Genomic DNA, 23,984 nt, shown 5'->3' with positions numbered 1-23,984 from the left:
CGGCGGCGGTGCCCCCTGCAGAGGGCGTCAGAGTGTCTGGGCCGGCGGTGCCGTACGTATCCGGAACTCCGTCCAGGGGGTCATCTCCAGGTCCTCGTTCATCTCCTCGTACCAGCCCGTGCCGTCGACCCAGGTCTGCAGCCAGTCCGTGAGGGCGGGGGCGTCCACGAACCAGGAGTGGTCGCAGTCGCCGGCGTTCGGCTCGAAGAAGAGGACGGTGGCTTCCGGGCTGTGGCAGTCGACGCAGGCGTACATCGCGCAGCCCCAGTGGGATATGGGCAGGACGCCCTCGGGCCAGGGCCAGTCCGGGTCCTTGCGGCCGCTCTTGCGGTTGGCGAGGTACTGCAGGACGGCGGCGGGCTCACCGGCCGGAGGACTGTCGAGCAGGGGCAACAGGCCGTACTCCGGGCCGAATCCGCCGTCTCCGATCCGCAGGTACAGGTCGGCGAGCAGCGGGGGCAGGCGGAAGCCCAGCGTGGCCTCTGCGCGGGCCAGGGCGGCCGCGTCCACCCGCTCGGGGAGGGAAGGCCAGCCCCACGGACGGGTGGTGCGGGCCTTGTCCGCCACCCGTGCCAGCAACTGCTCGCTCTCGGTCATGCATTCATGATGCAGGGCGACACTGACAGTCGGGCAGGCCTGTGGACAACCGCCGGGTTGTAGAAAACCTCGGGTCAGCCGAGGCGGACGGCGACGCGATCGCCCTCGGCGAGGCAGGCGAGGAGTTCCTCGAAGGCCGGCGGGCGGTGAACGGCGTGCGGGGTGACGCCCAGGCATCCGCGGGCGACTTCGGAAGCGTGCCAGATCAGGCTGAAGGGCGGTGCCGCGCCCCAGCGGCCTCGCAGGCAGTCGTCCAGGGCGTCCAGACCCTGGCCGAAGTATCCACCGGGGCCGTTCACCGCCTCGCCCAGGGCGCAGAAGAAGCCGGGTACGTCGGTGATGTGGCGGCCGTCGAGGTGGTACGTCGTGCCGGGCGGCTGGTCCTGGCCACCGTGCACATGGTTGTCGAGCGCCGTGCGAAGCCAGAACTCTCGACCCTCGGCATCGCACACCGCCCACTTGTCGGGCTCGGTCGGCCGCCCTTCGGCCCACAGCTCCCACACCTCGCCGGCCACGTAGGGCGGCCGTTCCGACCACAGGTCGAGGGTGAGGTCGACCAGAGCGGGACCGCGAGCCGAAGGGATCCAGGCCCGTAGCTCGCCCTCGGCAGCGAACTGCACGGGCCGGCCGGAGGAGTCGATGCGCAGGACCTTCGCATGGCCGAGGTCCTCCTCCCCCGCGTCCAGCGCGGCCCTGAGGGATCCCCGGGGAGAGCAGCCCAGCAGGCGCAGTGGGGCCCCATGTGCTCGTCCGGGTCCTCGTGCACGCAGGCCATGTCGCGGCAGACACCGTGCGGTTCACCGTTGGCGCCCAGCAGGCGGAAGCCCGGGGACAGTCGTCGGTGCCGTGGGTGGTCGTAGAAGGCGAGTTGCGTGCCTTCGATCGTAATGTCCCGCAGCGTCAGATCGCGGGCGCAGGGGCGGTCGCCGAGGACGCGGACGTCTTCCAGTTGCCACTCACCGACCGACGTGCCGTTCCTGTCGAGGATTTCCAGAGTGAGGGACCCGAGGGGCGCCGATCCTTCGGCACGCGCGTGTGGGAGGGCGTCCCTCAACTCACCCTCGGGAGCACAGCCGACAAGTTCGTGAACTTCCCGAAGCGCAGGAGGCGGGTCGGCGAAGAGATCCTCGGCGTCCTCACACAGGGCCCATGCCTCCTCGTAGCCGTCCGCGCCCTCGAACTCGGCCTCCCGGTCGTAGGACAGCAGGACGTACTTCGGCGCGCCCACTCCCCGGCCCGTCCCTCAGCGGGTCGCGAACGGCTCGTCCGTGCGGACGATTTCGCGGCCCAGCGGGAACAGGGACACGGGGATCAGCTTGAAGTTGGCGATGCCGAACGGGATTCCGATGATCGTGACGCACAGGGCGATACCGGTGACGATGTGCCCGATGGCCAGCCACCAGCCGGCCAGCACCAGCCACAGGATGTTGCCCACGAAGGAGGGCGCACCCGCGTCACGGCGCTCAACCGTGGTGTACCCGAAGGGCCACAGGGCGTAGACGCCGATACGGAAGGCCGCGAGGCCGAACGGAATGCCGATGATCGTGATGCACAACAGTGCGCCCGCGGCCAGGTAGGCGAGGAACAGCCAGAAGCCGCTCAGGAAGAGCCAGATGACGTTCAGGATGGTTTTCACTGGGGGCGACCTGCCATCTTCTCAAGCCGGGCGATGCGCTCCGCCATCGGCGGGTGCGTCGAGAACATCTTGGACAGTCCCTGACCGGGGCGGAAGGGGTTCGCGATCATCATGTGGCTTGCGGTCTCGATGCGCGGTTCCGGGGGCAACGGCAGCTGTTTGGTGCCTGTTTCGAGCTTGCGCAGGGCGCTGGCGAGCGCGAGGGGGTCGCCGGTGAGCTGGGCGCCGGACGCGTCCGCCTCGTACTCCCGGGAGCGGCTGATGGCCATCTGGATGAGGGTGGCCGCCAGCGGTCCGAGAATCATGATCAACAGCATGCCGAGGAGTCCGGGGCCGTCATCGTCGTCGGAGCGGCCGATCGGGATCAGCCAGGCGAAGTTGACCAGGAACATGATCACGGAGGCGAGGGCTCCGGCGACCGACGAGATGAGGATGTCGCGGTTGTAAACATGGCTGAGTTCATGCCCGATGACGCCGCGCAGTTCGCGCTCGTCCAGGATGCGCAGGATGCCGTCGGTGCAGCACACTGCGGCGTTGCGCGGATTGCGGCCGGTCGCGAAGGCGTTGGGTGCCTCGGTCGGGGAGATGTACAGGCGAGGCATCGGCTGGCGGGCCTGTGTGGAGAGGTCGCGGACCATGCGGTACAGGGCCGGGGCCTCGAACTCGCTCACCGGGCGCGCACGCATCGCGCGTAGAGCCAGCTTGTCGCTGTTCCAGTACGCGTACGCGTTGGTGCCCAGCGCGATCAGGACGGCCACGACCAGCCCCATGCGGCCGAAGAAGCTGCCGATGATGATGATGAGTGCGGACAGTCCCCCGAGGAGGACTGCGGTCCTGAGCCCGTTGTGCCGGCGGTGCACGGTACGCCCTCCAAGTGGTGCAGCAGGGGAACCCTTTGCTTGCTGGTCTCCGAATGCCTTGCGATGCCACCGGTCCGTGGTGTCACGTCCAGTGGACCTTCCCGTCCTGCTCAACGCCAGGCGAGGGCCACTAGTTCCCTTGTGCGTACGCAGGCCCAGGTGGGCCGTCCGGGTGAGGGTCCAGGAGAGGCGGCTCAGAAGAGTCCGGTGTCGGTGAAGCGCAGCACCAGTTGGGGTGCCCCCGAGAGGGCGATGCCGAGGACTCCGGTCAGCGCGAGTGCGGCGGTGAGGGGGGCGGGGACGCGGTGGGCGACGGGCTCGCCTTCGGGGGCCCTGAACAGCAGGGTCGTCCACTGAAGGTAGTAGAACAGCGCGATCACGACGTTGACGGCCATGACCACGGCGAGCCAGCCGAGTCCCGCGTCCACGGCTGCCGAGAACACGGTGACCTTGGCGAAGAGCCCGATGATGCCGGGCGGCAGCCCCGCCAGGCAGAGCAGGAAGAACGCCAGGAGCAGGGCAGCAAGGGGGTTGCTCGCGTAGAGGCCGCGGTAGTCCGTGATGCGGTTCGCGGCCCTCGTACGGCCGACCAGTGCGGCCACCGCGAAAGCGCCGAGGTTCACAGCGGCGTACATGAGGGCGTAGGCCACGGTGGAGCCGACGGATCGCTCGGCGTCGTCGGAGTACGCGGCGGCGGCGATCGGCACGAGGAGGTACCCGGCCTGGCCGACGGAGGACCAGGCGAGCAGTCGTACGGCGCTGTACGCGCGTGTGGTCTGCTGGCGCAGGGCGCCGAGGTTGCCGACGGTCATGGTGAGGGCGGCGAGTACGGCGAGCGCCGGGCCCCAGACGTCGGCGTACGACGGCAGCGCGACGACGGTGACGAGGATCAGGCCGGAGAAGCCGACTGCCTTGCCGACGACCGACAGGTAGGCGGCGATCGGGAGGGGGGCTCCGACGTAGGTGTCGGGGACCCAGAAGTGGAAGGGGACGGCGGCCGTCTTGAAGGCGAAGCCGACGAGGGTGAGGACGACGCCGGTCTGGGCGAGGGTGTGGAGCTGGCCGTCGACGTGCTGGATCCGGTCGGCGACCTGGGTGAGGTAGAGGGTGCCGGTGGAGGCGTAGACGAAGCTGATGCCCATGAGGCCAACCGCGGTCGCGGTGACCGAGGACAGGAAGAACTTCAGGGCCGCTTCGGAGGACTTTCTGTCGCCGTGCCGGATGCCGACGAGGGCGAAGGCGGGCAGGGAGGCGACCTCCAGGGCGACGATCAGGGTCGCCAGGTCGCGGGAGGCGGGCAGGAGTGCGGCGCCCGCGGCGGAGGAGAGCAGCAGGAACCAGTACTCCCCTTCGGGGAGTCTCTTGTCGGCGTCCTTGAGGGTGGTGACCGACAGGAGGGCCGTGAGGAGGGCGCCGCCGAGGACGAGGAACTGGATGACGAGAGTGAAGCGGTCGGCCGTGTAGCTGCACACGTCGGCGTCGCCGGTCAGGCAGAAGGTGCTGCGGTCGCCGTCCAGGAGAGGCAGCAGCAGGAGGGACGCGGCGGCAAGTCCGGCTACCGACAGCCAGCCGAGCAGAGCCTTCCTGCGTTCGTCGACGAACAGGTCGGCGACGAGGACGACGAGTGCGACGACCGCAGTGATGGTGGGCGGCGCGATGGCCTGCCAGTCGACGGACTGGACGAGGTTCGCGGCCAGCGGCTGGGCCGGAGAAGCCAAGGGCTGGGCGGAGGAGACCAGGATGCTCATCGGTTGCCTCCGGCGAGGAGCTGCTGCACGGCCGGGTCGGTGAGGCCGAGGAGAATCTTCGGCCACAGGCCCGCGACGACGGTGAGGGCGACGAGAGGTGTCCAGGCCGCGAACTCGTAGGTGTGGATGTCGGCGAGGTGCGGGGCGTCCTGCGGTACGGCACCCATACAGACGCGGCGGACCACGACGAGCATATAGGCGGCCGTCAGGAGCGTTCCGAACGCGCCGATCGCCATGAAGGTGAGGAAGGCGGGGCGGCTGAGCTCGTCGGCGGGTTTGAAGGCGCCGAACAGGGCCAGCATCTCGCCCCAGAACCCGGCCAGTCCGGGCAGGCCGAGCGAGGCGACCGCGCCGAAGGCGAGCAGGCCGCCGAGGCGCGGGGCCTTGCCGTACAGGGCGGCGCCGGTCTCCTCGGCCAGGGTGTCGAGGTCGGTGGTGCCCGTGCGGTCCTTGAGCGCGCCGACGAGGAAGAACAGGAGGCCGGTGATGAGGCCGTGGGCGATGTTGGCGAACAGGGCGCCGTTCACGCCGGTCGGGGTCATCGTGGCGATGCCGAGCAGGACGAAACCCATGTGGCCGACGGAGGAGTAGGCGATGAGGCGCTTGAGGTCGCCCTTCGCGCCCCGCTTGGCAAGGGCGAGGCAGGCCAGGGATCCGTAGATGATTCCGACCACGGCGAAGGCGGCGAGGTAGGGCGCGAAGTCACGAAAGCCGTCGGGTGCGATCGGCAGCAGGATGCGTACGAACCCGTACGTGCCCATCTTCAGCAGGACGCCGGCCAGCAGGACCGAGCCGACGGTCGGGGCGGCGGTGTGGGCGTCGGGGAGCCAGCTGTGCAGCGGCCACATCGGGGTCTTGACCGCGAGCCCGACACCGATCGCCAGAACGGCGATGACCTGCACGGATGCGGTCAGTGACCGGCCGTTGTCAGTGGCGAGTGCCACCATGTCGAATGTGCCCGCCTTGATCCCGATCAGGAGCAGGCCGAGCAGCATGACGACCGAACCGAGCAGTGTGTAGAGGATGAAGCGCCAGGCGGCGGCCTGTCGCTGCTCACCGCCCCAGCGGGCGATGAGGAAGTACATCGGGATGAGCACCGTCTCGAACGCGAGGAAGAACAGCAGCAGATCGAGGACGGCGAAGGTCGCGAGGGTGCCGGACTCGAGGACGAGCACCAGGGCGACAAATGCCTTCGGGGTAGGGCCTGCAGGCATCTTGAAGTAGGAGTAGAGCGCGCAGAGGAAGGTCAGCAGCGCGGTCAGGACCAGAAGGGGGAGGGAAATGCCGTCGATGCCGAGGTGGATGCGCACGTCGAGTGCGGGAATCCAGCTGATGTCCGTCGTGGCCTGCATCTTCGACGGATGGTCGTGGTCGAAGCCGAGCGCGAGGACGATCGCGGCGATGAGGACGACACCGCTGACCGTCACACCGTGCCGCAGCACGGCCTGTTCGGGTGACTTCCCCTTCAGTCCGGGCGGGGCCGGCAGGAGAGCCGTGACGGCGCCGAGGAGCGGGCCGGCCACGACGAACGCCAGAAGGAACTGCATCACGGACTCGTTGATATCGATCACGCCTGCTCACGCTCCCGTGGCGACGAGGACGGCGGCGACCGCGAGGATGACGGTGCCGGCGAGCAGCGCGCTCACATAGGTCTGCAGATTGCCGGTCTGTGTCCGTCGTACGGCGGTGCCGAGCCAGCGCGGCAGAGTGCCCGCGCCGCGTACGTAGGCCTCGACGACCTCACGGTCCAGGAACCGGACGAGGGTGGCTCCGGCCTGGACCGGGCGGACGAAGACAGCTGTGTACAGGGCGTCCAGGTGGAAGCCGCCGGCCGCGTGCCGGTGCAGTGGGCCCAGCAGAAGGCGGCCCGGGTCCGCCGGATCGGGCGCGTAGGCGATGTCCCCGTACACGGGGGTGTGGCTGGCAATAGCCTCTGCCTCGACCTGCGCGGCCCCGCCCGGGTGCGCGGCGACCGCACCGAGCGGGGCACGGATGGCGAGCGCGCTGGTGTGGCGCCAGGCGGCGTAGGTGATGATGCCGCCGATCAGGGCCACGCCCGTGCCGACGACAGACGTGGTGAGGGTCGGGGTGAGGTCGCGGCCGTCGAACCAGTCGGGCAGCAGACGGTAGGCGAACGCGCCGAGGGCGAGTGACGGAGCGGCGAGGACCCACAGCACCACGGTCATCGGGAGCGGCTGACGGCCGTGGTCGGGGGCCTCGGCGCCTCTCCCGTAGAAGGCCAGCAGCCACAGGCGCGTCGCGTAGGCGGCGGTGAGCAGGGCGGTGAACAGGCCTGCGAACAAGGTGATCCAGCCCGCGGCGCCGGGGGCGTGCTCGGTGTGGCCGGTGGCGACATGCTCGGCGGCGCCGAGGACGGACTCCTTGGAGAAGAAACCGCTGAAGGGCGGGATCGCGGCAAGCGCGAGGAGCGCCACGGTCATCGTCCAGTAGGCGTCGGGGACGCGGGCGCGCAGGTCCTGCATGCGGGACATGGCGGCCAGCGAGTTGGTGCCGGCGGCGTGGATGATCACGCCGGCCGCGAGGAACAGCAGCGCCTTGAAGGCGCCGTGCGACAGGAGGTGGAAGACGGCGGCGCCGCGGTCGCCGACGGCGAGGGCACCGGTCATGTAGCCGAGCTGGCCGATCGTCGAGTAGGCGAGGACGCGCTTGATGTCGTCCTGAGCGAGCGCGGCCAGACCCGAGCCGAGCATCGTGACGGCGGCCATGACGGCGAGGACCACCATTGCGGCCTGGGAGGCCTCGAAGACCGGGAGGAGACGGGCGGTGAAGTAGACGCCGGCGGTGACCATCGTCGCGGCGTGGATCAGTGCGGAGACGGGTGTGGGGCCCGCCATCGCGTCCGGGAGCCAGGTGTGGAGCGGGAACTGCGCCGACTTGCCGGCCACACCCGCGAGGAGCAGCAGGGCGATCAGGGTCGGGTGGTCGAGTCCGCCGTGCGCGACGGTGTCGAGGACGGTGGCGATACGGAAGGAACCGGCGTCGGTGGCCAGCGCGAAGAGGCCGATCAGGAAGGGGACGTCACCGAGCTTGGTCACCAGGAAGGCCTTGAGGGAGGCGGCGCGGGCCTCCGGGGTCTCCCAGTAGTGACCGACCAGGAAGTACGAGCAGATGCCCATGATCTCCCAGCCGACCAGCAGCACGACCAGGTCGCCGGAGTAGACGACGAGCAGCATCGCGGAGGTGAAGAGGGAGACGAGAGCGGCGTACGAGGGGTAGCGCGGGTCGTCGCGCAGATAGCCCGTCGAGTAGATCTGCACACAGATGGCGACGAAGCCGACCAGCACGGCGACAAGGGCGGCGAAGCCGTCGATGTGCAGGGCGAGTTCGATCGGGACCGAACCGGTGGGGGTGAGTTCGGTGGCGGCGTTCATCACCTGGTCGCCGCCCTGGCGTACGGCGACCACCGCGGCGAGCGCGAGGGCGGCCAGCGTCGGCAGGACGGCGAGCGGGCGGACGAAGCCGGGGGCCGTGCGGCCCAGGAGCAGGCCGGCCGCGGCGCCCAGGAAGGGAAGGAGGGGGACGAGAACGGCGAGGGTGGTCGTGGTCACGCGGTGGCCTCAGCCTTTCCGGTCCGTCCGGTCTGCCCGGACCGTGCGTCCTGCTCGGCCGTAAGGGGGACGCCGTCGTCGGAGCCGTCGGATTCGTGGCCCTCGGCCGTGTCGCGGAGCTTGTCGATGTCGGCGGTGCCGCGGTTGCGGTGGACGGCGAGGACGATCGCCAGACCGATGCCGATCTCGGCGGCGGCGATGGCGATGGTGAACAGGGTCAGGGCCTGACCGGAGTGCAGGGTCTCCTCGGCGGCCTTGCTGAGCCAGACGTCGAAGGCGACGAGGTTCAGGTTGACGGCGTTGAGCATCAGCTCGACCGACATGAGGACGAGGATCGCGTTGCGGCGGGCGAGGACGCCGTAGAGGCCGGTACAGAAGAGGAGGGCGGCGAGCACGGCGGGATAGGCGAGGTGCATCAGCTGGCGCCTTCCTGTTCAGCCGACGCAGGGCCCTTGGCCGACTCGGGACCACCGGCCGACGCAGGGCTCTTGGCCGACTCGGTGGCCTTGACCGACTTGGTGACCCTGGCCGACTCGGTGGCCTTGACCGACTCGGTGACCCTGGCCGACTCGGTGGCCTTGACCGACTTGGTGACCCTGGCCGACTCGGTGGCCTTGGCCGGTGTGGAGGGATCGGCCGGCCCCGTTCCCTCAACCGGCCGAGTTCCCTTGACCGGCGCATTTCGCCTGATCGGGTGATTACGGGAATCCGGGACGGATGGGGAACTCCCGGTCGCGGCTCGGGAGTTCACAGGGGGAGAGCTCGACTCCGCCTTTGCCTTGCGGGACAGGACGATCGCGCCGACCAGGGCCGCGAGGAGCAGGACGGAGAGGGCCTCGAAGGGGAGGACCCAGTTCTGGAAGAGGCTGGCTCCGGTGACCTCGGTGGAGCCGGCGGCGGCGCCGTCGAGGTCGATCCAGGTGGCGCGGAAGGCATCGACGACCACCCAGACCAGAGCGGCGCCCGCGGCGACGGCCACGGCGAGGGCGGCCCAGCGGTTGTCGGAGTCGGCGTCCGGGGAGCGGCCGATGGGGGCCCTGGTGAGCATCAGACCGAACAGGAGGAGGACGACTACGGAGCCGACATAGATGAGGACCTGCACCCAGGCGATGAACTCGGCGGTGAGCAGGAGGTATTCGACTGCGAGACCACCGAGGGCCACCACCAGCCACAGGGCGGCATGCACCAGTTGCTTGGTGGTGACGGTGACGATCGCGGCGCCGAAGGTGACCAGGCCGACGAGCAGGAAGGCGATCTCGACGCCGGTCGGGGAGAGGAAGCCGTGGGTTTCGGCTGCGGCTGTGGTCATCAAGGCAGGGGCGAGGCTCACGCGTTCCCCTCCTGTGACTCGGCCTGCGTGGCCGCCAGCTTTTCGGCGGACTTGCGGGCGGCCGCGATCTCCTTCGGTTCCTCCGCGCCGGGATCGAGGGCCGGCGGGGCCGGGACGGTCCACATCCACTCGCGGAGCTTGTCCCGCTCGTGGGTGAGTTCGCGGATGTCGGTCTCGGCGTACTCGAACTCCGGGGACCAGAACAGGGCGTCGAAAGGACACACCTCGATGCAGATACCGCAGTACATGCAGAGGGAGAAGTCGATGGCGAAGCGGTCCAGGACGTTACGGCTGCGTTCGCGGCCACCGGGGGCCGCCGCCGGGACCGTCTCCTTGTGCGAGTCGATGTAGATGCACCAGTCGGGGCACTCACGGGCGCACAGCATGCAGACCGTGCAGTTCTCCTCGAACAGGCCGATCACGCCTCGGGCGCGGGGCGGGAGGTCGGGCTGAGCGTCGGGGTACTGCTCGGTGACGGTCTTCTTCGTCATCGTGCGCAGGGTGACGGCCAGGCCCTTGGCCAGGCCTGAGCCAGGAATGGGGGCCATGGTTACTGAATCACCACCTTGACGACGCCGGTGAGGGCGATCTGGGCGAGGGAGAGGGGGACGAGGAGGGTCCAGGAGAGCTTCTGGAGCTGGTCCTCCCGCAGCCGGGGGTAGGTCACGCGGAGCCAGATGACGACGAAGGCGAGCACGGCCGTCTTGAGGAGGGTCCAGACCCAGCCGAGACCGTCGGCCCCCCACGGGCCGTGCCAGCCGCCCAGGAAGAGGACGGTGGTGAGGCCGCACAGGACGACGATTCCGGCGTACTCGGCCAGGAGGAACAGGGCGAAGCGAAGGCCGGTGTACTCGGTGTAGGCACCGAAGATGATCTCCGAGTCGGCAACCGGCATGTCGAAGGGGGGCCGTTGGAGTTCGGCCAGGCCGGCGACGAAGAAGATGATCGCGCCGACGATCTGCCAGGGCAGCCACCACCACTCGAAGGCGTCGACGATGCCGGGGAGGGAGACGGTCCCGGCCGCCATCGCCACCGAGGCGGCGGTGAGCAGCATCGGGAGTTCGTAGGCGAGGAGCTGTGCGGCGGTGCGGAGACCGCCGAGGAGGGAGAACTTGTTGGCGGAGGCCCAGCCGGCCATGAGGGAGCCGAGAACACCCACGCCCATTACGGCGAGCACGAAGAACACACCCGCGTCGACCACCTCGCCGACTGCGCCCTCGCCGGGACCGATCGGGATGGCCAGGAGGACGAGGAGGTAGGGCAGGAGGGCTACAGCGGGGGCGAGTTGGAAGATACGGCGGTCCGCGCCCGCCGGCACGATGTCTTCCTTCTGGGCGAACTTCACGCCGTCCGCGACGAGTTGGGCCCAGCCGTGGAAACCGCCGGCGTACATCGGGCCGAGGCGGCCCTGCATGTGGGCCATCACCTTGTGCTCGGTCTGGCCGATGATCAGGGGGAAGGTGAGGAAGACGACGAAGACGATCAGGAGTCGCAGGGCGACGTCGACAGCGTCGTTCACTGCGGGCCTCCTGCGGGCTTGCCGGGGGTGTGACGGGTGTTGGGCGTGGCGGGGGCCTGGGGCTCGTCCGGGGTTGAGTCGTCGGGGGTCGGGGCGGCGCCGTGAGGGTTCGGGTGTGTGTCCTCGGAGGCGTCGTCGGCGTCTTCGATAGGTGCCGGAGCTTGAGGGCCCTCGGGGAGCTCGGAAGCGCCGGGTTCCTCGGAAGCGCCTGCCGCCTCGGAGTCACCGGGCTCCTCTGGGGCGGCAGGCCCCTCGGAGTCACCGGGCTCCTCTGAAGTACTGGGCTCCTCGGACGCCTTGGGCCGTTCGGAGTGCTCGGAGGGTTCCGCGTCCTCCGACGTGGGAGATCGTTCCATTCCGGGGTCGTCGAAGGCCGGGCGGGCGTGGTGCCACGGTGCGTCGGAACTACGGGGGCTGGTGGGGGCCTTTGGCGACGCAGGGTTGACGCCCGCGCTGTCGGCCGACGGATCGGAGGCGTTCTCGGTAGGGCGGCTCGCGGAACCGCCCGAAGCGCTGCGTGCCCGACGGGGCCCGGCCGGGACACCGCTCGCGGCTCCAGGGCGTTGCGATGCCGGGGCACCCGAGGCAGGGACGTCCAGCCCTGGGGCCTCCGACGCCGGAGCGTCCGACGATGAGGTGTCCTGCCCCGAGCTCCCCGGCCCCGGAGTGTCCGACGCCAAGGTCTCCGACCCCGGGGGTTCCGACCCCGGCATCGGCGAGTCCTTGACCGGAGCACCTGCCGTAGCCGCGGGCGGCCCGGCCGCCGGAGTATCCGACGAAGACGCAGGCAAGCCGGTTGCCCGGGCACCCGGCTGGGGCGCGCCGCTCGCCGTTGCTGCCGGGCCGTCATTCGTGCGGTCGACTCCCGGTGCCGTCTGTCCGACCGAGCCCTGCGCAGCGGTGCGCGGGCGTCGGGGCACGCCCGTCGGTGAAACCCCCGCAGCACCGCCGGTCAGTGAACCCTCCGCAACACCGCCCGTCGGTGAGGCCTCCGAAGCACCGCCCGCCGCCTCCGCCGCCGCCGTGTCCTCCGTGTCCGTCGCCTCCGCCGCCTCCGCCGCTCCAACTGCGCTCTGGCTCGCCGAGCCATCGGCTGCCGTGCGCGCACGACCTGAACCACCAGCCGTCACACCCGGTGCCCCGGGATCCGCCGCCTGGCTCGCCGAGCCCTGTGTCACCGAACGGGCCCGTCGGGGCGGACGGTCGGCTGTGGCTCGGGCAGGGCGTTCGGCCGGGGTGCGGGCCGCGCCACGGGCCGGAGCCGGGGGCAACTGGCCTTTCAGGGGGCCCCATTCGTTCGGGTCGGGGACTCCCGGCGGGAGCATCTGGCGGCGCTTGGGGCCGCCGTGTTCGGACTCGCCCGGTTCCTTGGCGCCGGGCCAGGCCTTGGCGACTCGGGCGGCCAGGACGAAGTCCTTGCGGAGGGGGTGGCCCTCGAAGGTTTCCGGCAACAGGAGAGGAGTGAGGGAGGGATGGCCGTCGAAGGTGACGCCGAACATCTCGTGGGTCTCGCGTTCGTGCCAGGCGGCGCCCGCGTAGATGTCGACGGCGGTGGGCAGCGCCGGGGTCTCGTGGGAGATCGTCGTGCGGAGCAGCAGGCGTCGTACCGGAGCGAGGGCCGCCACGTGGGCCGCCACACGGAAGCCGGTGCCGGGTTCGTCGACCGCGCTGAGCCAGTCGAAGTAGGTGCAGCCCAGTTCGTCGCGGGCCACGCGGAGCGCCGTGAGCCAGGTCGTGGGCGGGACGTCGACGGTCAGGACCTCGTAGGACTCCTCGGCGGTGGCGTCGGGGCCGAAGAGTTCCTCGACGGGGGCGGGGAGCCAGCCGACGGCGGTCACCGCACGTCCCCCTCGCCAGAAGCCGCCACGTCACCTGAAGCCTCGATATCACCCGAAGTCACCGGCTCACCCGAAACCTCGGCCCCGGCATCGGCCCCGGCATCGGCCCCGCCCGGAGCCCCCGGCCCCTTCACCAACCCGCTCTGAAGGGCCGCCGGCGACGGGCGTGCCGCGGGGGATCCGTAGCGTTCCGCCAGGGACTCCCTCGCGATCTTCTCCTGGAGTTTCAGGATTCCCTGGAGGAGTGCCTCGGGGCGGGGCGGGCAGCCCGGCACGTACACGTCCACCGGGATGATCTGGTCGACGCCCTTGGTGACCGAGTACGAGTCCCAGTACGGGCCGCCGCAGTTGGAGCAGGCGCCGAAGGAGATGACGTACTTGGGCTCGGGCATCTGCTCGTAGAGGCGCTTCACGGCCGGGGCCATCTTGTCCGTGACCGTGCCGGATACGACCATCAGGTCGGCCTGGCGCGGACCCGGTGCGAAGGGGATGACGCCGAGGCGGATGAAGTCGTGGCGGGCCATCGACGCGGCGATGAACTCGATGGCGCAGCAGGCGAGGCCGAAGTTGAAGACCCAGAGGGAGTACCGGCGGCCCCAGTTGAGGATGACCTTCATCGGCTCGGGGGCGAGGCGGGCGAGGGCGCCCAGCCGTTTCGGCTCCGGAAGCAGAACAGGCTCCGAGGGGGTCACGTCCATTCCAGGACACCCTTCTTGTACGCGTAGAGGAGGCCCACTGCGAGGAAGCCGAGGAAGATGAACATCTCGACGAGGGTGGTCGCGCCGTAGCCGGGAGCGGCGAAGACCGTCGCCCACGGGAACAGGAAGATCGAGTCGACGGCGAAGATGACGTACAGGAAGGCGTAGACGTAGTAGCGGACCTGGGTGTGGGCCCAGCCCTCGCCGACGGGGTCGACTCCGCACTCGTACGTCAGGAGCTTCTCGGGGGTGGGGACCACGGGCCGCAGCAGGCGGCCGGCGCCGAAGGCGACGGCGACGAAGAGCACGCCGATGACGGCGAGCAGTCCGACGACCGAGTACGACTGGAAGTAGTCCGCCGCGACGACGGTCGTATCGACGGTCGGTTCCGGCACGTCCGCCCCTCGCTCCCTGTGGACATCGATGAACACCGCTGTTCGACGATCTGTACGCACGGGAGTCTAGGCCCTGATAAAGGACCCGTAAGCAGCCCGTCACCCGTTCGAAGACAGGGGTGGGGTTTTCCCCAGGGCACGGCGGCGGCCCGCCTCATGGCGCCCGGCGGTCCCGCGCGGCAGGCTAGCTCATATGACCGAACGCCACTCGTCCCCGAGCCGTGCCGTGACCACCGGCGGAACCACCGGCGGAGCCACCGGAGGAATCGCCGGAGGATCCGCCGGAACCAGCGGCCGAACCGACGGCGGGCGACTGCCACCGGCCCGTTTCGCCTATGACGCACACACCTGGAAGGAGATCGCGCATCTCCTGGCGAACCTTCCGATGTCGGTCCTCGGCTTCACCTACGTCATGACCGTGCTGTTCACCGGTCTCTGGCTGACCGTCACGGTGATCGGGTTCCCGCTGCTCGCGGCCGGTCTGCTGGGCGCGCGGCAGTTGGGCAAGCTGGAGCGGGCGCGGGCCCGGGCGCTGCTCGGACTGCAGGTGGACGAACCGAGTCCGCTGCCGTGGCGCACCAAGAAGGGCGGCAGCGGCTTCTTCCCCCAGCTGTGGATGGGTCTGAAGGACCCGGTGGGCTGGCGGACGGTGCTGTACGACTTCGTCCGGCTGCCCTGGGGCATCGTCACCTTCGCCCTTACGCTGACCTCGTTGTTCGTGCTGTGGCCGGTGCTGCCGTTCATCGCGCGGGGCCTCACCAACGTGGACCGGGCGATGGTGCGCGGTCTGCTGTCGCCCTCGACCGAGCTGGAACGCCGTATCGCGGAACTGGAGTCGGACCGGGGGGTCGTGGTGGACGTGGCCGCGTCCGACCTGCGGCGCATCGAGCGGGATCTGCACGACGGGGCGCAGGCCCGGCTGGTCAATCTGGCCATGGGCCTCGGCCTCGCGAAGGAGAAGCTCCTGGAGGACCCGGAGTACGCGCAGGCGATGGTCGCGGAGGCGCACGGCGAGGTGAAGTTGGCGCTTCAGGAGCTGCGGGACCTGGCTCGGGGGATCCATCCGGCCGTGCTGACCGACCGCGGGCTCGATGCGGCCCTGTCGTCGGTCGCCTCGCGTTGCACGGTGCCGGTGAAGGTGACCGCCGACCTCGACGCGCGGCCGGTGCAGGCGATCGAGGGCATCGCCTACTTCACCGTCTCCGAGCTGCTGCAGAACATCAGCAAGCACAGCGGGGCAAGGTCGGCGTCGGTCGACGTGTGGCGGTCGGAGGAACGGCTGCTCATCCAGGTGTGGGACGACGGCCGCGGCGGCGCCCGGCTCGACGGCGGCACCGGTATGCGCGGGCTCGCGGAGCGGCTGGACGCGGTCGACGGCCTGTTCGTCATCGACTCGCCGCCGGGCGGCCCGACGGTGGTGACGGCCGAGCTGCCGTGGCGGGACCGGGCGCCGCACAGGCAGTGACGGCCGTTGCGGCCGGAAGGGGTGGGGAAAACCCCCCTTCCAAGACGCCGACGGCCTCCATGGTCCGTTGAGCTGCGGCCCAGCAGGGTGGAGGTACGACACCACAGGCGCGGGACGAGAGAAGAAGGACGACGTCGATGGCCACGGACTACGGGTACGACAGTGGGCTCGGGTTCCCCGAGGAGGCGCGGCGGCACCGGGTGCCGGCGGGGCTGCGGGCGCCGTTCGAGGGGCGGACCTGGCGTGAGTTCGGCTATGTGCTGCTGAGCCTTCCGATCAGCATCGTGCTGTTCACGTACGCCGTCACGATGGTCTCGCTGGGTGCGGGTCTGCTCGTGACCTTCCTCGGGATCCCGGTGTTCGCGGCGGGGCTCGCCGGGTGCCGGGGGCTCGGGGCGCTGGAGCGGGCGCGGGCGCGGGCGCTGCTGGATCTGGAACTGGCGGACCCGGAACCGCTGCGAATGCGCAAGCCCGGGTTCATGGCGTGGATGGGGGCGGTCCTCAAGAGCGGGACGTCCTGGCGGACCCTGCTGTACTCCGTGCTGCACCTGCCGTGGGCGGTGTTCTCGTTCGCCGTCGCGGTGAACTTCTGGGTGTACGGCTGGGCGCTGCTGACGTATCCGCTGTGGTTCTGGGTCTTCCCGGCGTACGCCGGCCAGGACGGACTCCAGTTGTACGGCGACCAGACCCACCACATCTATCTGGACAACCCGTTCGAGATCACCGTGACCGCGCTGGTGGGGCTGTTGTTCACGCTGGCCACGCCGTGGATCGTGCGGGCGCTGACGACGGTGGACCGGGCGATGGTGACGGGTCTGCTCGGGCCGACCCGGCTGTCGGCGCGGGTGGTGGAGCTGGAGTCGGACCGGGGCGTCGTGGTGGACACGGCGGCGGCGGATCTGCGGCGTATCGAACGCGACCTGCACGACGGGGCGCAGGCCCGGCTGGTGGCGCTGGCCATGGATCTGGGGCTGGCGAAGGAGAAGCTCACGGAGGACCCCGCCGCGGCGGCGCGGATGGTGGACGAGGCGCACGGTGAGGTGAAGACGGCGCTGCAGGAGCTGCGGGATCTGGCTCGGGGGATCCATCCGGCCGTGCTGACCGACCGGGGCCTTGACGCCGCGCTGTCCTCGGTGGCGTCCCGGTGCACGGTGCCGGTGCAGGTGGAGGTGGATCTGCCGGCCCGGCCGGCGCCCGCGATCGAGGGGATCGCGTACTTCACGGTGTCGGAGCTGTTGCAGAACATCAGCAAGCACTCCCGGGCCACGTCGGCCGCGGTGGACGTGTGGCGGGTGGAGGACCGGCTGATGCTTCAGGTGGTGGACAACGGGGTGGGCGGAGCCGACGTGTCCTCCGGGTCCGGGCTCGCGGGGTTGGCGGAGCGGTTGGATGCCGTTGACGGGATCCTGGTGGTGGACTCGCCGGTGGGAGGGCCTACTCGGGTGACCGCGGAGTTGCCTTGGCGGGGGAATCGGGTGTGACGGGTCCTGAGTGAGCGGGCGGTGGGGGTTTTCGCCCCCACCGCCCTTTCCCGTCCCATACCCAGGGGCGCTGCCCCTTCGACCCCGTTCCCAGGGGCTCCGCCCCCGGACCCCCGCTCCTCAAACGCCGGAGGGGCTGAAAGGCGTGGCCGGATTCCGCACCTGACCCCCCGTTCTCGGCCCTTTGTTCGTATCTACGGCCCCCTAATCCCGTTGCCCACGCCCGTCCGCATCCGAATGCTGGAATGCTGGACCTGTCCGGCGGATGGGCAGGATGTGGGCTGGGGGGCCGAGAGTCGTGGAGGACAGGGTGCGGGTGGTCATCGCCGAGGATTCAGTGCTGCTGAGGGAGGGCCTGACCCGGTTGCTGACGGACCGCGGGCACGACGTCGTGGCCGGTGTGGGCGACGGGGAGGCACTGATCAAGACCATCGGCGAGCTGGACGCGCAGGGCGAGCTGCCCGACGTCGTCGTCGCCGACGTACGGATGCCGCCGACGCACACCGACGAAGGAGTGCGGGCCGCCGTACAACTGCGCAAGGCACATCCCGGACTCGGGGTACTCGTACTGTCGCAGTACGTGGAGGAGCGGTACGCCACCGAACTGCTCGCCGGGTCCAGTCACGGGGTGGGCTACCTGCTCAAGGACCGGGTCGCGGAGGTGCGTGAGTTCGTGGACGCGGTGGTACGGGTGGCCCAGGGCGGTACGGCCCTCGACCCCGAGGTGGTCGCACAGTTGCTGGGGCGCAGCCGTAAGCAGCATGTGCTCGCCAATCTCACGCCCCGTGAGCGGGAGGTGCTCGGGCTCATGGCCGAGGGGCGGACCAACTCGGCCGTCGCGCGCCAGCTCGTGGTCAGCGACGGGGCCGTCGAGAAGCATGTCAGCAACATCTTCCTGAAGCTCGGGCTGTCGCAGAGCGACGGGGACCATCGCAGGGTGCTGGCCGTCCTCACCTATCTGAACTCCTGAGCCACCGTCCGGGCGCCAGGACCCGAAGAACCGACCGACCCGAAGAACCGACCCGAAGAACCGATCCGAAGAACCGCAGGACGAGTGGGAGCGTCTTCAAGCAAAGCGTCGGGGGGCGTGTAATTCATGACAAGTCAGGGCGTCGTACCGTCTCAAAACCAGGTCCATCATGCGAATGTCCGAGGGAAGGCAACCCCTGCGGTCGTAGGGTTGATCCTGGGAAGGCCTGCCGGAAGGCCGCTCCCGAACAGCCGCCTCGAGGGAGGTCCAGTTCAGTGACCAGTCAGGTCAGCAGCGCAGCGGAGCAGGCCGACGAAGCCGTCGTGGGAGAGCAGCGCAAAGAGACCGGCGTGAAGGATGTCCGCCGTCTCAACCGGGTGATCATTCGTTTCGCGGGGGACTCCGGTGACGGGATGCAGCTCACCGGTGACCGTTTCACCTCGGAGACGGCGACCTTCGGCAACGACCTGTCCACGCTTCCCAACTTCCCCGCCGAGATCCGGGCCCCTGCCGGAACCCTGCCGGGGGTCTCCTCCTTCCAGCTCCACTTCGCCGACCACGACATCCTCACGCCGGGGGACGCGCCGAACGTGCTGGTCGCGATGAACCCGGCGGCCCTGAAGGCGAACACCGCCGACCTGCCACGCGGTGCGGAGATCATCGTCAACACGGACGAGTTCACCAAACGGGCGATGCAGAAGGTGGGGTACGCGGCCTCGCCGCTGGAGGACGGCTCCCTCGACGGGTACAGCCTCCATCCGGTGCCGCTGACCACGCTGACCGTCGAGGCCCTCAAGGATTTCGACCTCAGCCGCAAAGAGGCCGAGCGCAGCAAGAACATGTTCGCGCTCGGCCTCTTGTCATGGATGTACCACCGGCCCACCGAGGGCACGGAGAAGTTCCTGCGGACGAAGTTCGCGAAGAAACCTCAGATCGCCGAGGCGAACCTCGCCGCGTTCCGGGCGGGCTGGAACTTCGGTGAGACCACCGAGGACTTCGCCGTCTCCTACGAGATCGCCCCGGCGACGAAGGCGTTCCCGGTCGGCACCTACCGCAACATCTCCGGGAACCTCGCCCTGTCCTACGGGCTGGTCGCCGCGTCTCGCCAGGCGGACCTGCCACTCTTCCTGGGCTCCTACCCGATCACCCCGGCCTCGGACATCCTGCACGAGCTGAGCAGACACAAGAACTTCGGCGTACGGACCTTCCAGGCCGAGGACGAGATCGCGGGCATCGGCGCGGCACTGGGCGCGGCCTTCGGCGGCTCGCTCGCGGTGACGACGACCTCCGGGCCGGGGGTGGCCCTGAAGTCGGAGACCATCGGCCTCGCGGTCTCCCTGGAGCTGCCGCTGCTGGTCATCGACATCCAGCGCGGCGGCCCCTCCACCGGTCTGCCGACCAAGACCGAGCAGGCGGACCTGCTGCAGGCGATGTTCGGGCGCAACGGCGAGGCGCCGGTGCCGATCGTCGCTCCCCGCACCCCGGCCGACTGCTTCGACGCGGCGCTGGAGGCGGCCCGGATCGCGCTGGCGTACCGCACGCCGGTGATGCTGCTGTCGGACGGCTACCTGGCCAACGGTTCCGAGCCGTGGCGCATCCCCGAGCTGGACGAACTCCCGGACCTGACCGTGCAGTTCGCGCAGGGCCCGAACCACACCCTGGACGACGGCACCGAGGTCTTCTGGCCCTACAAGCGCGACCCTCAGACCCTCGCCCGCCCCTGGGCCGTGCCTGGCACACCGGGTCTCGAACACCGCATCGGCGGCATCGAGAAGGAGGACGGGACCGGGAACATCTCCTACTCCCCGGCCAACCACGACTTCATGGTCCGTACCCGCCAGGCCAAGATCGACGGGATCGACGTACCCGATCTGGAGGTCGACGACCCGCACGAGGCGCGCACGCTGGTGCTGGGCTGGGGATCGACGTACGGGCCGATCACGGCGGCGGTACGACGGCTGCGGACGGCCGGCGAGTCGATCGCGCAGGCTCATCTGCGCCACCTCAACCCCTTCCCGCACAACCTGGGCGCGGTGCTGAAGGCGTACGACAAGGTCGTCATCCCGGAGATGAACCTCGGGCAGCTCGCCACGCTCATCCGGGCGAAGTACCTGGTCGACGCGCACAGCTACAACCAGGTCAACGGCATGCCGTTCAAGGCCGAACAGCTCGCCACGGCTCTCAAGGAGGCCATCGATGGCTGAGACGTCCACGGAAGGCTCGGGCACGATCGAGGCACTCACGCTGGTCCCCAAGGCCGAGGCCCGCCAGAGCATGAAGGACTTCAAGTCCGACCAGGAAGTCCGCTGGTGCCCCGGCTGCGGTGACTACGCGATCCTCGCGGCGGTCCAGGGCTTCATGCCGGAGCTGGGGCTGGCCAAGGAGAACATCGTCTTCGTCTCGGGCATCGGCTGCTCGTCGCGGTTCCCGTACTACATGAACACCTACGGCATGCACTCCATCCACGGCCGCGCCCCCGCGATCGCGACGGGCCTCGCGACCTCGCGCCGGGACCTGTCGGTGTGGGTGGTGACGGGGGACGGTGACGCGCTGTCCATCGGCGGCAACCACCTGATCCACGCCCTGCGCCGCAACGTCAACCTCAAGATCCTGCTCTTCAACAACCGGATCTACGGCCTCACGAAGGGCCAGTACTCCCCGACCTCCGAGGTCGGCAAGATCACGAAGTCGACGCCGATGGGCTCGCTGGACGCCCCGTTCAACCCGGTGTCCCTCGCCATCGGCGCGGAGGCGTCCTTCGTGGCCCGCACGGTCGACTCGGACCGCAAACACCTCACGCAGGTGCTGCGCGAGGCGGCCGCACATCCCGGCACGGCGCTGGTCGAGATCTACCAGAACTGCAACATCTTCAACGACGGCGCCTTCGAAGCACTGAAGGACCGCCAGCAGGCCGAGGAAGCGGTGATCCGCCTGGAACACGGCCGGCCGATCCGCTTCGGCGCCGACCTGTCCAAGGGAGTCGTCCGGGATGCGGCGACGGGCGACCTGAAGGTGGTGCCGGTGACTGCGTCGAACGAGTCGCAGATCCTGGTCCACGACGCCCACGCGTCCTCCCCCACGACGGCCTTCGCCCTCTCCCGCCTGGCCGACCCGGACACGCTCCACCACACCCCGATCGGCGTCCTGCGATCGGTGGACCGCCCGGTGTACGACACGCAGATGTCGGACCAGCTGGACTCGGCGATCGAGCAGAACGGCAAGGGGGATCTGGGGGCGTTGCTGGCCGGCGGGGACACCTGGACGGTCGTCGGCTGACGGCCTCGTAGGACGCCCGCCGGGGCCTGGACGTCGTACGGTGTCCAGGCCCCGGCGGGCGTCAGGCGTCGGGGATGTCGCGCTTGGCGCGCAGGAGGGTGTCGCGGGTGATGACGACGATGCGCTCGTAGTCGGCACGGGCGGCGTCATCCGGGAGGAGGGCGTCCAGCTCCTCGGTCCGATCCGTGCCGATGACCGCGAAATTGCCGTCACTCAGCTCGAAGACGTCGGGACATGTGTCGTACGTGGCACTCCCGCGCTGACGTGGTGAGTCACCGATGCGTCGGAGGATACGGACGGCGGGGGGTTCGTTGTGCACGCGGAGAGCCTCTTCGACGAGATGGAGCCATGATCGTCTGGCACAACCGGGCCCGGCTTCCCAAGACACGTCATTTTAAACGGAGTTAGCCCGTAGGGGTGACGAGTTCCGCCACTTGGAGTGAGTGCAATCCCTTCAGGGCGACAGCTCCTCAGGGTGCGCCACCACCCACCACTCCTCAGGCTCATCACGCAGCCCTTGCACGACCACGTCCACCGCTCGCCCCACCCGCGCCTCCAGCGACTCACGGGGCAGGCTCCTGCGATGGTCCCGGTGCAGCTGCCAGTAACGGTCGAAGACCGGATTCCGGCACAACACCCTGAGGTGGCCCATCAGTTCGTTCCAGGTCATGGCCTCTACGCGATGCTGAAGCACGATGCCGTGGTACTGGGCGTTGACATGGATCATCTGACGGCGTTCGCGCTCCGAGAGGCCCGACAGCGTACTGACGGCGTCCGCCAGAGCGGGGTCCGCCATTCCGCGCTGCATCTGCTCCACCGAAATGCGATGCAGCTGTATCAGGTTGGCGTGCCTGATCTCCTTGGCTAGAAGGGTCAGTTGCTGAACGAGTTGCTCCGCCAGCTCTTCGGCCCTACCACCCGCCGCTGAATCGTTCCCTCGCGCATCCGGATTCTCTGTGGCCAATGCGAACCCCCGATTCAGGCGTCCGGACGCCGGTCGGCGGCTCACCTGGACCGACGGACGGGTGGGCACAACGCCCCGCCCCCAGCATCGGGCCGCTCAAGCATGCGTGGAAGGCGGAAAGGGGGCGCATGGAAGGACGTACCGCTCAGGTCAACCAACGCCCTGCCAGAAATGTGCCCGGTAAGCGCCGCCGTCATTCGTTCAGGGAGCCGTGCGGACCTCTGTCATTCCTGCCCAGAGCCCCTCTTCCGCGCGTCGTACCCCTCCCGCGCCTCCTGCACCGCCCCCATCCGCTTCGCCGTCCACTCCGCCAGCCCCCGCACCTGTTCCGCCGCCTCGCGGCCCAGGTCGGTCAGGGAGTAGTCGACGCGGGGCGGGATCACCGGCCTGGCATCCCGGTGCACCAGGCCGTCCCGCTCCAGCGTCTGCAACGTCTGCGTCAGCATCTTCTCGCTGACCCGGCCGATCGCGCGGCGGAGTTCGCTGAAGCGGTACGGGCGGTCCAGGAGCTGGATCAGCACCAGGACGCCCCAGCGGCTCGTCACGTGCTCCAGGACCAGGCGGTGGGGGCACATCGCCTCACCCGTCGGCGCTTCCGGGAGGATCCGTTCCGTACTTACTGTCATGCCAGTACCTTACTTCAAAGTGGGTACTTTCTTTAAGTTAGCGCATCCCCTATGGTTAGTACCACCGCACCCCACAAGGAGATCGCCACCATGAGCATCGTCGTCACCGGAGCCACCGGACACCTCGGCCGCCACGTCGTCGAGCAGCTGCTCGAGAAGGTTCCGGCCGAGCAGATCACCGCCGTCGTCCGCACTCCGGAGAAGGCCGCCGACTTCGCCGCCAAGGGCGTGAAGATAGCGGTCGCCGACTACAACAGCCCCGAGACTTTCGACAGCGTCTTCGCGGCCGGCGACAAGGTGCTGCTGATCTCCGGCAACGAGTTCGACAAGGGCCGCCCCGCCCAGCACCAGGTCGTCATCGACGCCGCCAAGGCCGCGGGCGTGGCGCTCCTCGCGTACACCAGCGCGCCCGGCACTCTCACGGCCGCGCTCGCCGACGACCACCGGGTCACCGAGAAGGCGCTGCTCGCCTCCGGTCTGCCCTACTCGCTGCTGCGCAACGGCTGGTACAACGAGAACTTCACCGAGAACCTCGCCCCCGTCCTGGAGTACAACGCGGTCGTCCAGGCCGCCGGTGACGGCCGTGTCTCCTCCGCCTCGCGCGCCGACTACGCGGCTGCCGCCGTGGCCGTGCTGACCGGCGAGGGTCACGAGAACTCGACGTACGAGCTGGGCGGCGACGACGCCTGGAGCTTCGCCGAGTACGCGGCCGAGGTCGGCAAGCAGGCCGGCAAGGAGATCGCCTACAACGCCGTCTCCGTCGAGGCCTACACCGGGATCCTGACCGGCGCCGGGCTGCCCGGGCCGTTCGCCGGGATCCTCGCCGGCGTCGACGCCTCCATCGCGAAGGGCGAGCTGGTCGTCTCCTCCGGTGACCTGTCCCGGCTGGCCGGCCGCCCCGCCACCCCGATCGCCGAGTCCATCTCGGTCGCACTCAAGGGCTGATCACTCCCCCGGCAGACCCCTGGGTGCCGCGCCTCCGACTGTCATGACCGTATGCCGATACGGACAT

The 23,984-nt window shown here is 69.5% G+C and carries 22 protein-coding genes and 1 pseudogene; 6 read left to right on the top strand and 17 right to left on the bottom strand.

The window, feature by feature from the left end; all coding sequences use genetic code 11:
- Window positions 1-27 precede the first annotated feature (27 nt).
- From OHT57_RS29770 to OHT57_RS29705, 14 genes and pseudogenes are all read right to left on the bottom strand, one after another.
- The gene (locus OHT57_RS29770) at window positions 28-597 is read right to left on the bottom strand and encodes an SMI1/KNR4 family protein (protein WP_328749627.1); all 570 of its coding nucleotides are present in this window, start codon (window positions 595-597) and stop codon (window positions 28-30) included.
- Between the two features lie 74 nt (window positions 598-671).
- Window positions 672-1,217, bottom strand: a complete 546-nt coding sequence (locus OHT57_RS29765) for a barstar family protein (protein WP_328749626.1) — start codon at window positions 1,215-1,217, stop codon at window positions 672-674.
- 623 nt (window positions 1,218-1,840) lie between these two features.
- Window positions 1,841-2,233 (bottom strand): YccF domain-containing protein, encoded by a 393-nt coding sequence (locus tag OHT57_RS29760; RefSeq protein ID WP_328749625.1) that lies wholly within the window; start codon window positions 2,231-2,233, stop codon window positions 1,841-1,843.
- Window positions 2,230-3,093: a zinc metalloprotease HtpX gene (htpX, locus tag OHT57_RS29755; protein ID WP_328749624.1), complete on the bottom strand. Its 864-nt coding sequence runs from the start codon at window positions 3,091-3,093 to the stop codon at window positions 2,230-2,232. The genes OHT57_RS29760 and htpX overlap by 4 nt, the downstream gene beginning before the upstream one ends.
- A gap of 194 nt (window positions 3,094-3,287) precedes the next feature.
- A complete protein-coding gene (locus OHT57_RS29750) occupies window positions 3,288-4,841 on the bottom strand; it encodes an NADH-quinone oxidoreductase subunit N (RefSeq protein WP_328749623.1) in 1,554 nt (517 codons plus the stop codon).
- Window positions 4,838-6,412 (bottom strand): NADH-quinone oxidoreductase subunit M, encoded by a 1,575-nt coding sequence (locus OHT57_RS29745; RefSeq protein WP_328749622.1) that lies wholly within the window; start codon window positions 6,410-6,412, stop codon window positions 4,838-4,840. Before OHT57_RS29745 ends, OHT57_RS29750 begins: the two co-directional genes overlap by 4 nt.
- A 6-nt stretch (window positions 6,413-6,418) precedes the next feature.
- Window positions 6,419-8,410, bottom strand: coding sequence for an NADH-quinone oxidoreductase subunit 5 family protein (locus OHT57_RS29740; protein WP_328749621.1), 1,992 nt, complete (start codon window positions 8,408-8,410; stop codon window positions 6,419-6,421).
- Window positions 8,407-8,826 (bottom strand): NADH-quinone oxidoreductase subunit NuoK, encoded by a 420-nt coding sequence (gene nuoK, locus OHT57_RS29735; RefSeq protein ID WP_328749620.1) that lies wholly within the window; start codon window positions 8,824-8,826, stop codon window positions 8,407-8,409. Before nuoK ends, OHT57_RS29740 begins: the two co-directional genes overlap by 4 nt.
- Before the next feature lie 197 nt (window positions 8,827-9,023).
- Window positions 9,024-9,719, bottom strand: a pseudogene (locus OHT57_RS29730) (NADH-quinone oxidoreductase subunit J family protein); the annotation flags it as partial.
- Between the two features lie 17 nt (window positions 9,720-9,736).
- A complete protein-coding gene (locus OHT57_RS29725) occupies window positions 9,737-10,288 on the bottom strand; it encodes a NuoI/complex I 23 kDa subunit family protein (RefSeq protein ID WP_328749619.1) in 552 nt (183 codons plus the stop codon).
- A 2-nt stretch (window positions 10,289-10,290) separates the two neighbouring features.
- Complete coding sequence (locus OHT57_RS29720) at window positions 10,291-11,259, bottom strand: complex I subunit 1/NuoH family protein (RefSeq protein ID WP_328749618.1); 969 nt, start codon at window positions 11,257-11,259, stop codon at window positions 10,291-10,293.
- A complete protein-coding gene (locus OHT57_RS29715) occupies window positions 11,256-13,097 on the bottom strand; it encodes an NADH-quinone oxidoreductase subunit C (RefSeq protein ID WP_328749617.1) in 1,842 nt (613 codons plus the stop codon). The genes OHT57_RS29720 and OHT57_RS29715 overlap by 4 nt, the downstream gene beginning before the upstream one ends.
- On the bottom strand, window positions 13,094-13,795 hold the full coding sequence (locus tag OHT57_RS29710; protein ID WP_328749616.1) for an NADH-quinone oxidoreductase subunit B: 702 nt from the start codon (window positions 13,793-13,795) through the stop codon (window positions 13,094-13,096). Before OHT57_RS29710 ends, OHT57_RS29715 begins: the two co-directional genes overlap by 4 nt.
- Entirely contained in the window at window positions 13,786-14,190 is a 405-nt protein-coding gene (locus OHT57_RS29705) for an NADH-quinone oxidoreductase subunit A (protein ID WP_328749615.1), read from the bottom strand. The genes OHT57_RS29710 and OHT57_RS29705 overlap by 10 nt, the downstream gene beginning before the upstream one ends.
- 193 nt (window positions 14,191-14,383) lie before the next feature.
- Here OHT57_RS29705 and OHT57_RS29700 point away from each other — a divergent pair, with 193 nt between their 5' ends.
- The 5 genes from OHT57_RS29700 to OHT57_RS29680 all read left to right on the top strand — a co-directional run bounded on the left by OHT57_RS29700 (window position 14,384) and on the right by OHT57_RS29680 (window position 21,382).
- Complete coding sequence (locus OHT57_RS29700; RefSeq protein WP_328749614.1) at window positions 14,384-15,655, top strand: sensor histidine kinase; 1,272 nt, start codon at window positions 14,384-14,386, stop codon at window positions 15,653-15,655.
- A 137-nt stretch (window positions 15,656-15,792) separates the two neighbouring features.
- Window positions 15,793-17,136, top strand: a complete 1,344-nt coding sequence (locus tag OHT57_RS29695; RefSeq protein ID WP_328749613.1) for a sensor histidine kinase — start codon at window positions 15,793-15,795, stop codon at window positions 17,134-17,136.
- Window positions 17,137-17,410: 274 nt separating this feature from the next.
- Window positions 17,411-18,106: a response regulator transcription factor gene (locus tag OHT57_RS29690; protein ID WP_328749612.1), complete on the top strand. Its 696-nt coding sequence runs from the start codon at window positions 17,411-17,413 to the stop codon at window positions 18,104-18,106.
- A 275-nt stretch (window positions 18,107-18,381) separates the two neighbouring features.
- Window positions 18,382-20,310: a 2-oxoacid:acceptor oxidoreductase subunit alpha gene (locus tag OHT57_RS29685; RefSeq protein WP_328749611.1), complete on the top strand. Its 1,929-nt coding sequence runs from the start codon at window positions 18,382-18,384 to the stop codon at window positions 20,308-20,310.
- Window positions 20,303-21,382 carry a 2-oxoacid:ferredoxin oxidoreductase subunit beta gene (locus tag OHT57_RS29680; protein WP_328749610.1) on the top strand — a complete coding sequence of 360 codons (1,080 nt, stop codon included), beginning with the start codon at window positions 20,303-20,305 and terminating at the stop codon, window positions 21,380-21,382. The genes OHT57_RS29685 and OHT57_RS29680 overlap by 8 nt, the downstream gene beginning before the upstream one ends.
- A gap of 61 nt (window positions 21,383-21,443) precedes the next feature.
- Here OHT57_RS29680 and OHT57_RS29675 read toward each other — a convergent pair whose 3' ends face one another.
- The 3 genes from OHT57_RS29675 to OHT57_RS29665 form a co-directional block, all read right to left on the bottom strand.
- Window positions 21,444-21,701 (bottom strand): hypothetical protein, encoded by a 258-nt coding sequence (locus tag OHT57_RS29675; protein WP_328749609.1) that lies wholly within the window; start codon window positions 21,699-21,701, stop codon window positions 21,444-21,446.
- Between the two features lie 135 nt (window positions 21,702-21,836).
- Window positions 21,837-22,346 (bottom strand): DUF6082 family protein, encoded by a 510-nt coding sequence (locus OHT57_RS29670; protein WP_328749608.1) that lies wholly within the window; start codon window positions 22,344-22,346, stop codon window positions 21,837-21,839.
- 224 nt (window positions 22,347-22,570) lie between these two features.
- Entirely contained in the window at window positions 22,571-22,972 is a 402-nt protein-coding gene (locus OHT57_RS29665; protein WP_328749607.1) for a winged helix-turn-helix transcriptional regulator, read from the bottom strand.
- A gap of 90 nt (window positions 22,973-23,062) precedes the next feature.
- Here OHT57_RS29665 and OHT57_RS29660 point away from each other — a divergent pair, with 90 nt between their 5' ends.
- Complete coding sequence (locus OHT57_RS29660; protein WP_328749606.1) at window positions 23,063-23,917, top strand: SDR family oxidoreductase; 855 nt, start codon at window positions 23,063-23,065, stop codon at window positions 23,915-23,917.
- The last annotated feature ends 67 nt before the right edge of the window (window positions 23,918-23,984 follow it).

The sequence above is a fragment of the Streptomyces sp. NBC_00285 genome, from assembly GCF_036174265.1.
GTDB lineage: Bacteria > Actinomycetota > Actinomycetes > Streptomycetales > Streptomycetaceae > Streptomyces.
Note: the sequence above shows the minus strand (reverse complement) of the source record. Positions and strands in the feature narration are given on the sequence as shown.

Bases quoted from the DNA above. Each gene is read 5' to 3' on its own strand.
- OHT57_RS29770 (WP_328749627.1), bottom strand. From the start codon at position 597: ATGACCGAGAGCGAGCAGTTGCTGGCACGGGTGGCGGACAAGGCCCGC.
- OHT57_RS29750 (WP_328749623.1), bottom strand. From the start codon at position 4,841: ATGAGCATCCTGGTCTCCTCCGCCCAGCCCTTGGCTTCTCCGGCCCAG.
- nuoK (WP_328749620.1), bottom strand. From the start codon at position 8,826: ATGCACCTCGCCTATCCCGCCGTGCTCGCCGCCCTCCTCTTCTGTACC.
- OHT57_RS29725 (WP_328749619.1), bottom strand. From the start codon at position 10,288: ATGGCCCCCATTCCTGGCTCAGGCCTGGCCAAGGGCCTGGCCGTCACC.
- OHT57_RS29710 (WP_328749616.1), bottom strand. From the start codon at position 13,795: ATGGACGTGACCCCCTCGGAGCCTGTTCTGCTTCCGGAGCCGAAACGG.
- OHT57_RS29700 (WP_328749614.1), top strand. From the start codon at position 14,384: ATGACCGAACGCCACTCGTCCCCGAGCCGTGCCGTGACCACCGGCGGA.
- OHT57_RS29695 (WP_328749613.1), top strand. From the start codon at position 15,793: ATGGCCACGGACTACGGGTACGACAGTGGGCTCGGGTTCCCCGAGGAG.
- OHT57_RS29690 (WP_328749612.1), top strand. From the start codon at position 17,411: ATGTGGGCTGGGGGGCCGAGAGTCGTGGAGGACAGGGTGCGGGTGGTC.
- OHT57_RS29680 (WP_328749610.1), top strand. From the start codon at position 20,303: ATGGCTGAGACGTCCACGGAAGGCTCGGGCACGATCGAGGCACTCACG.
- OHT57_RS29665 (WP_328749607.1), bottom strand. From the start codon at position 22,972: ATGACAGTAAGTACGGAACGGATCCTCCCGGAAGCGCCGACGGGTGAG.
- OHT57_RS29660 (WP_328749606.1), top strand. From the start codon at position 23,063: ATGAGCATCGTCGTCACCGGAGCCACCGGACACCTCGGCCGCCACGTC.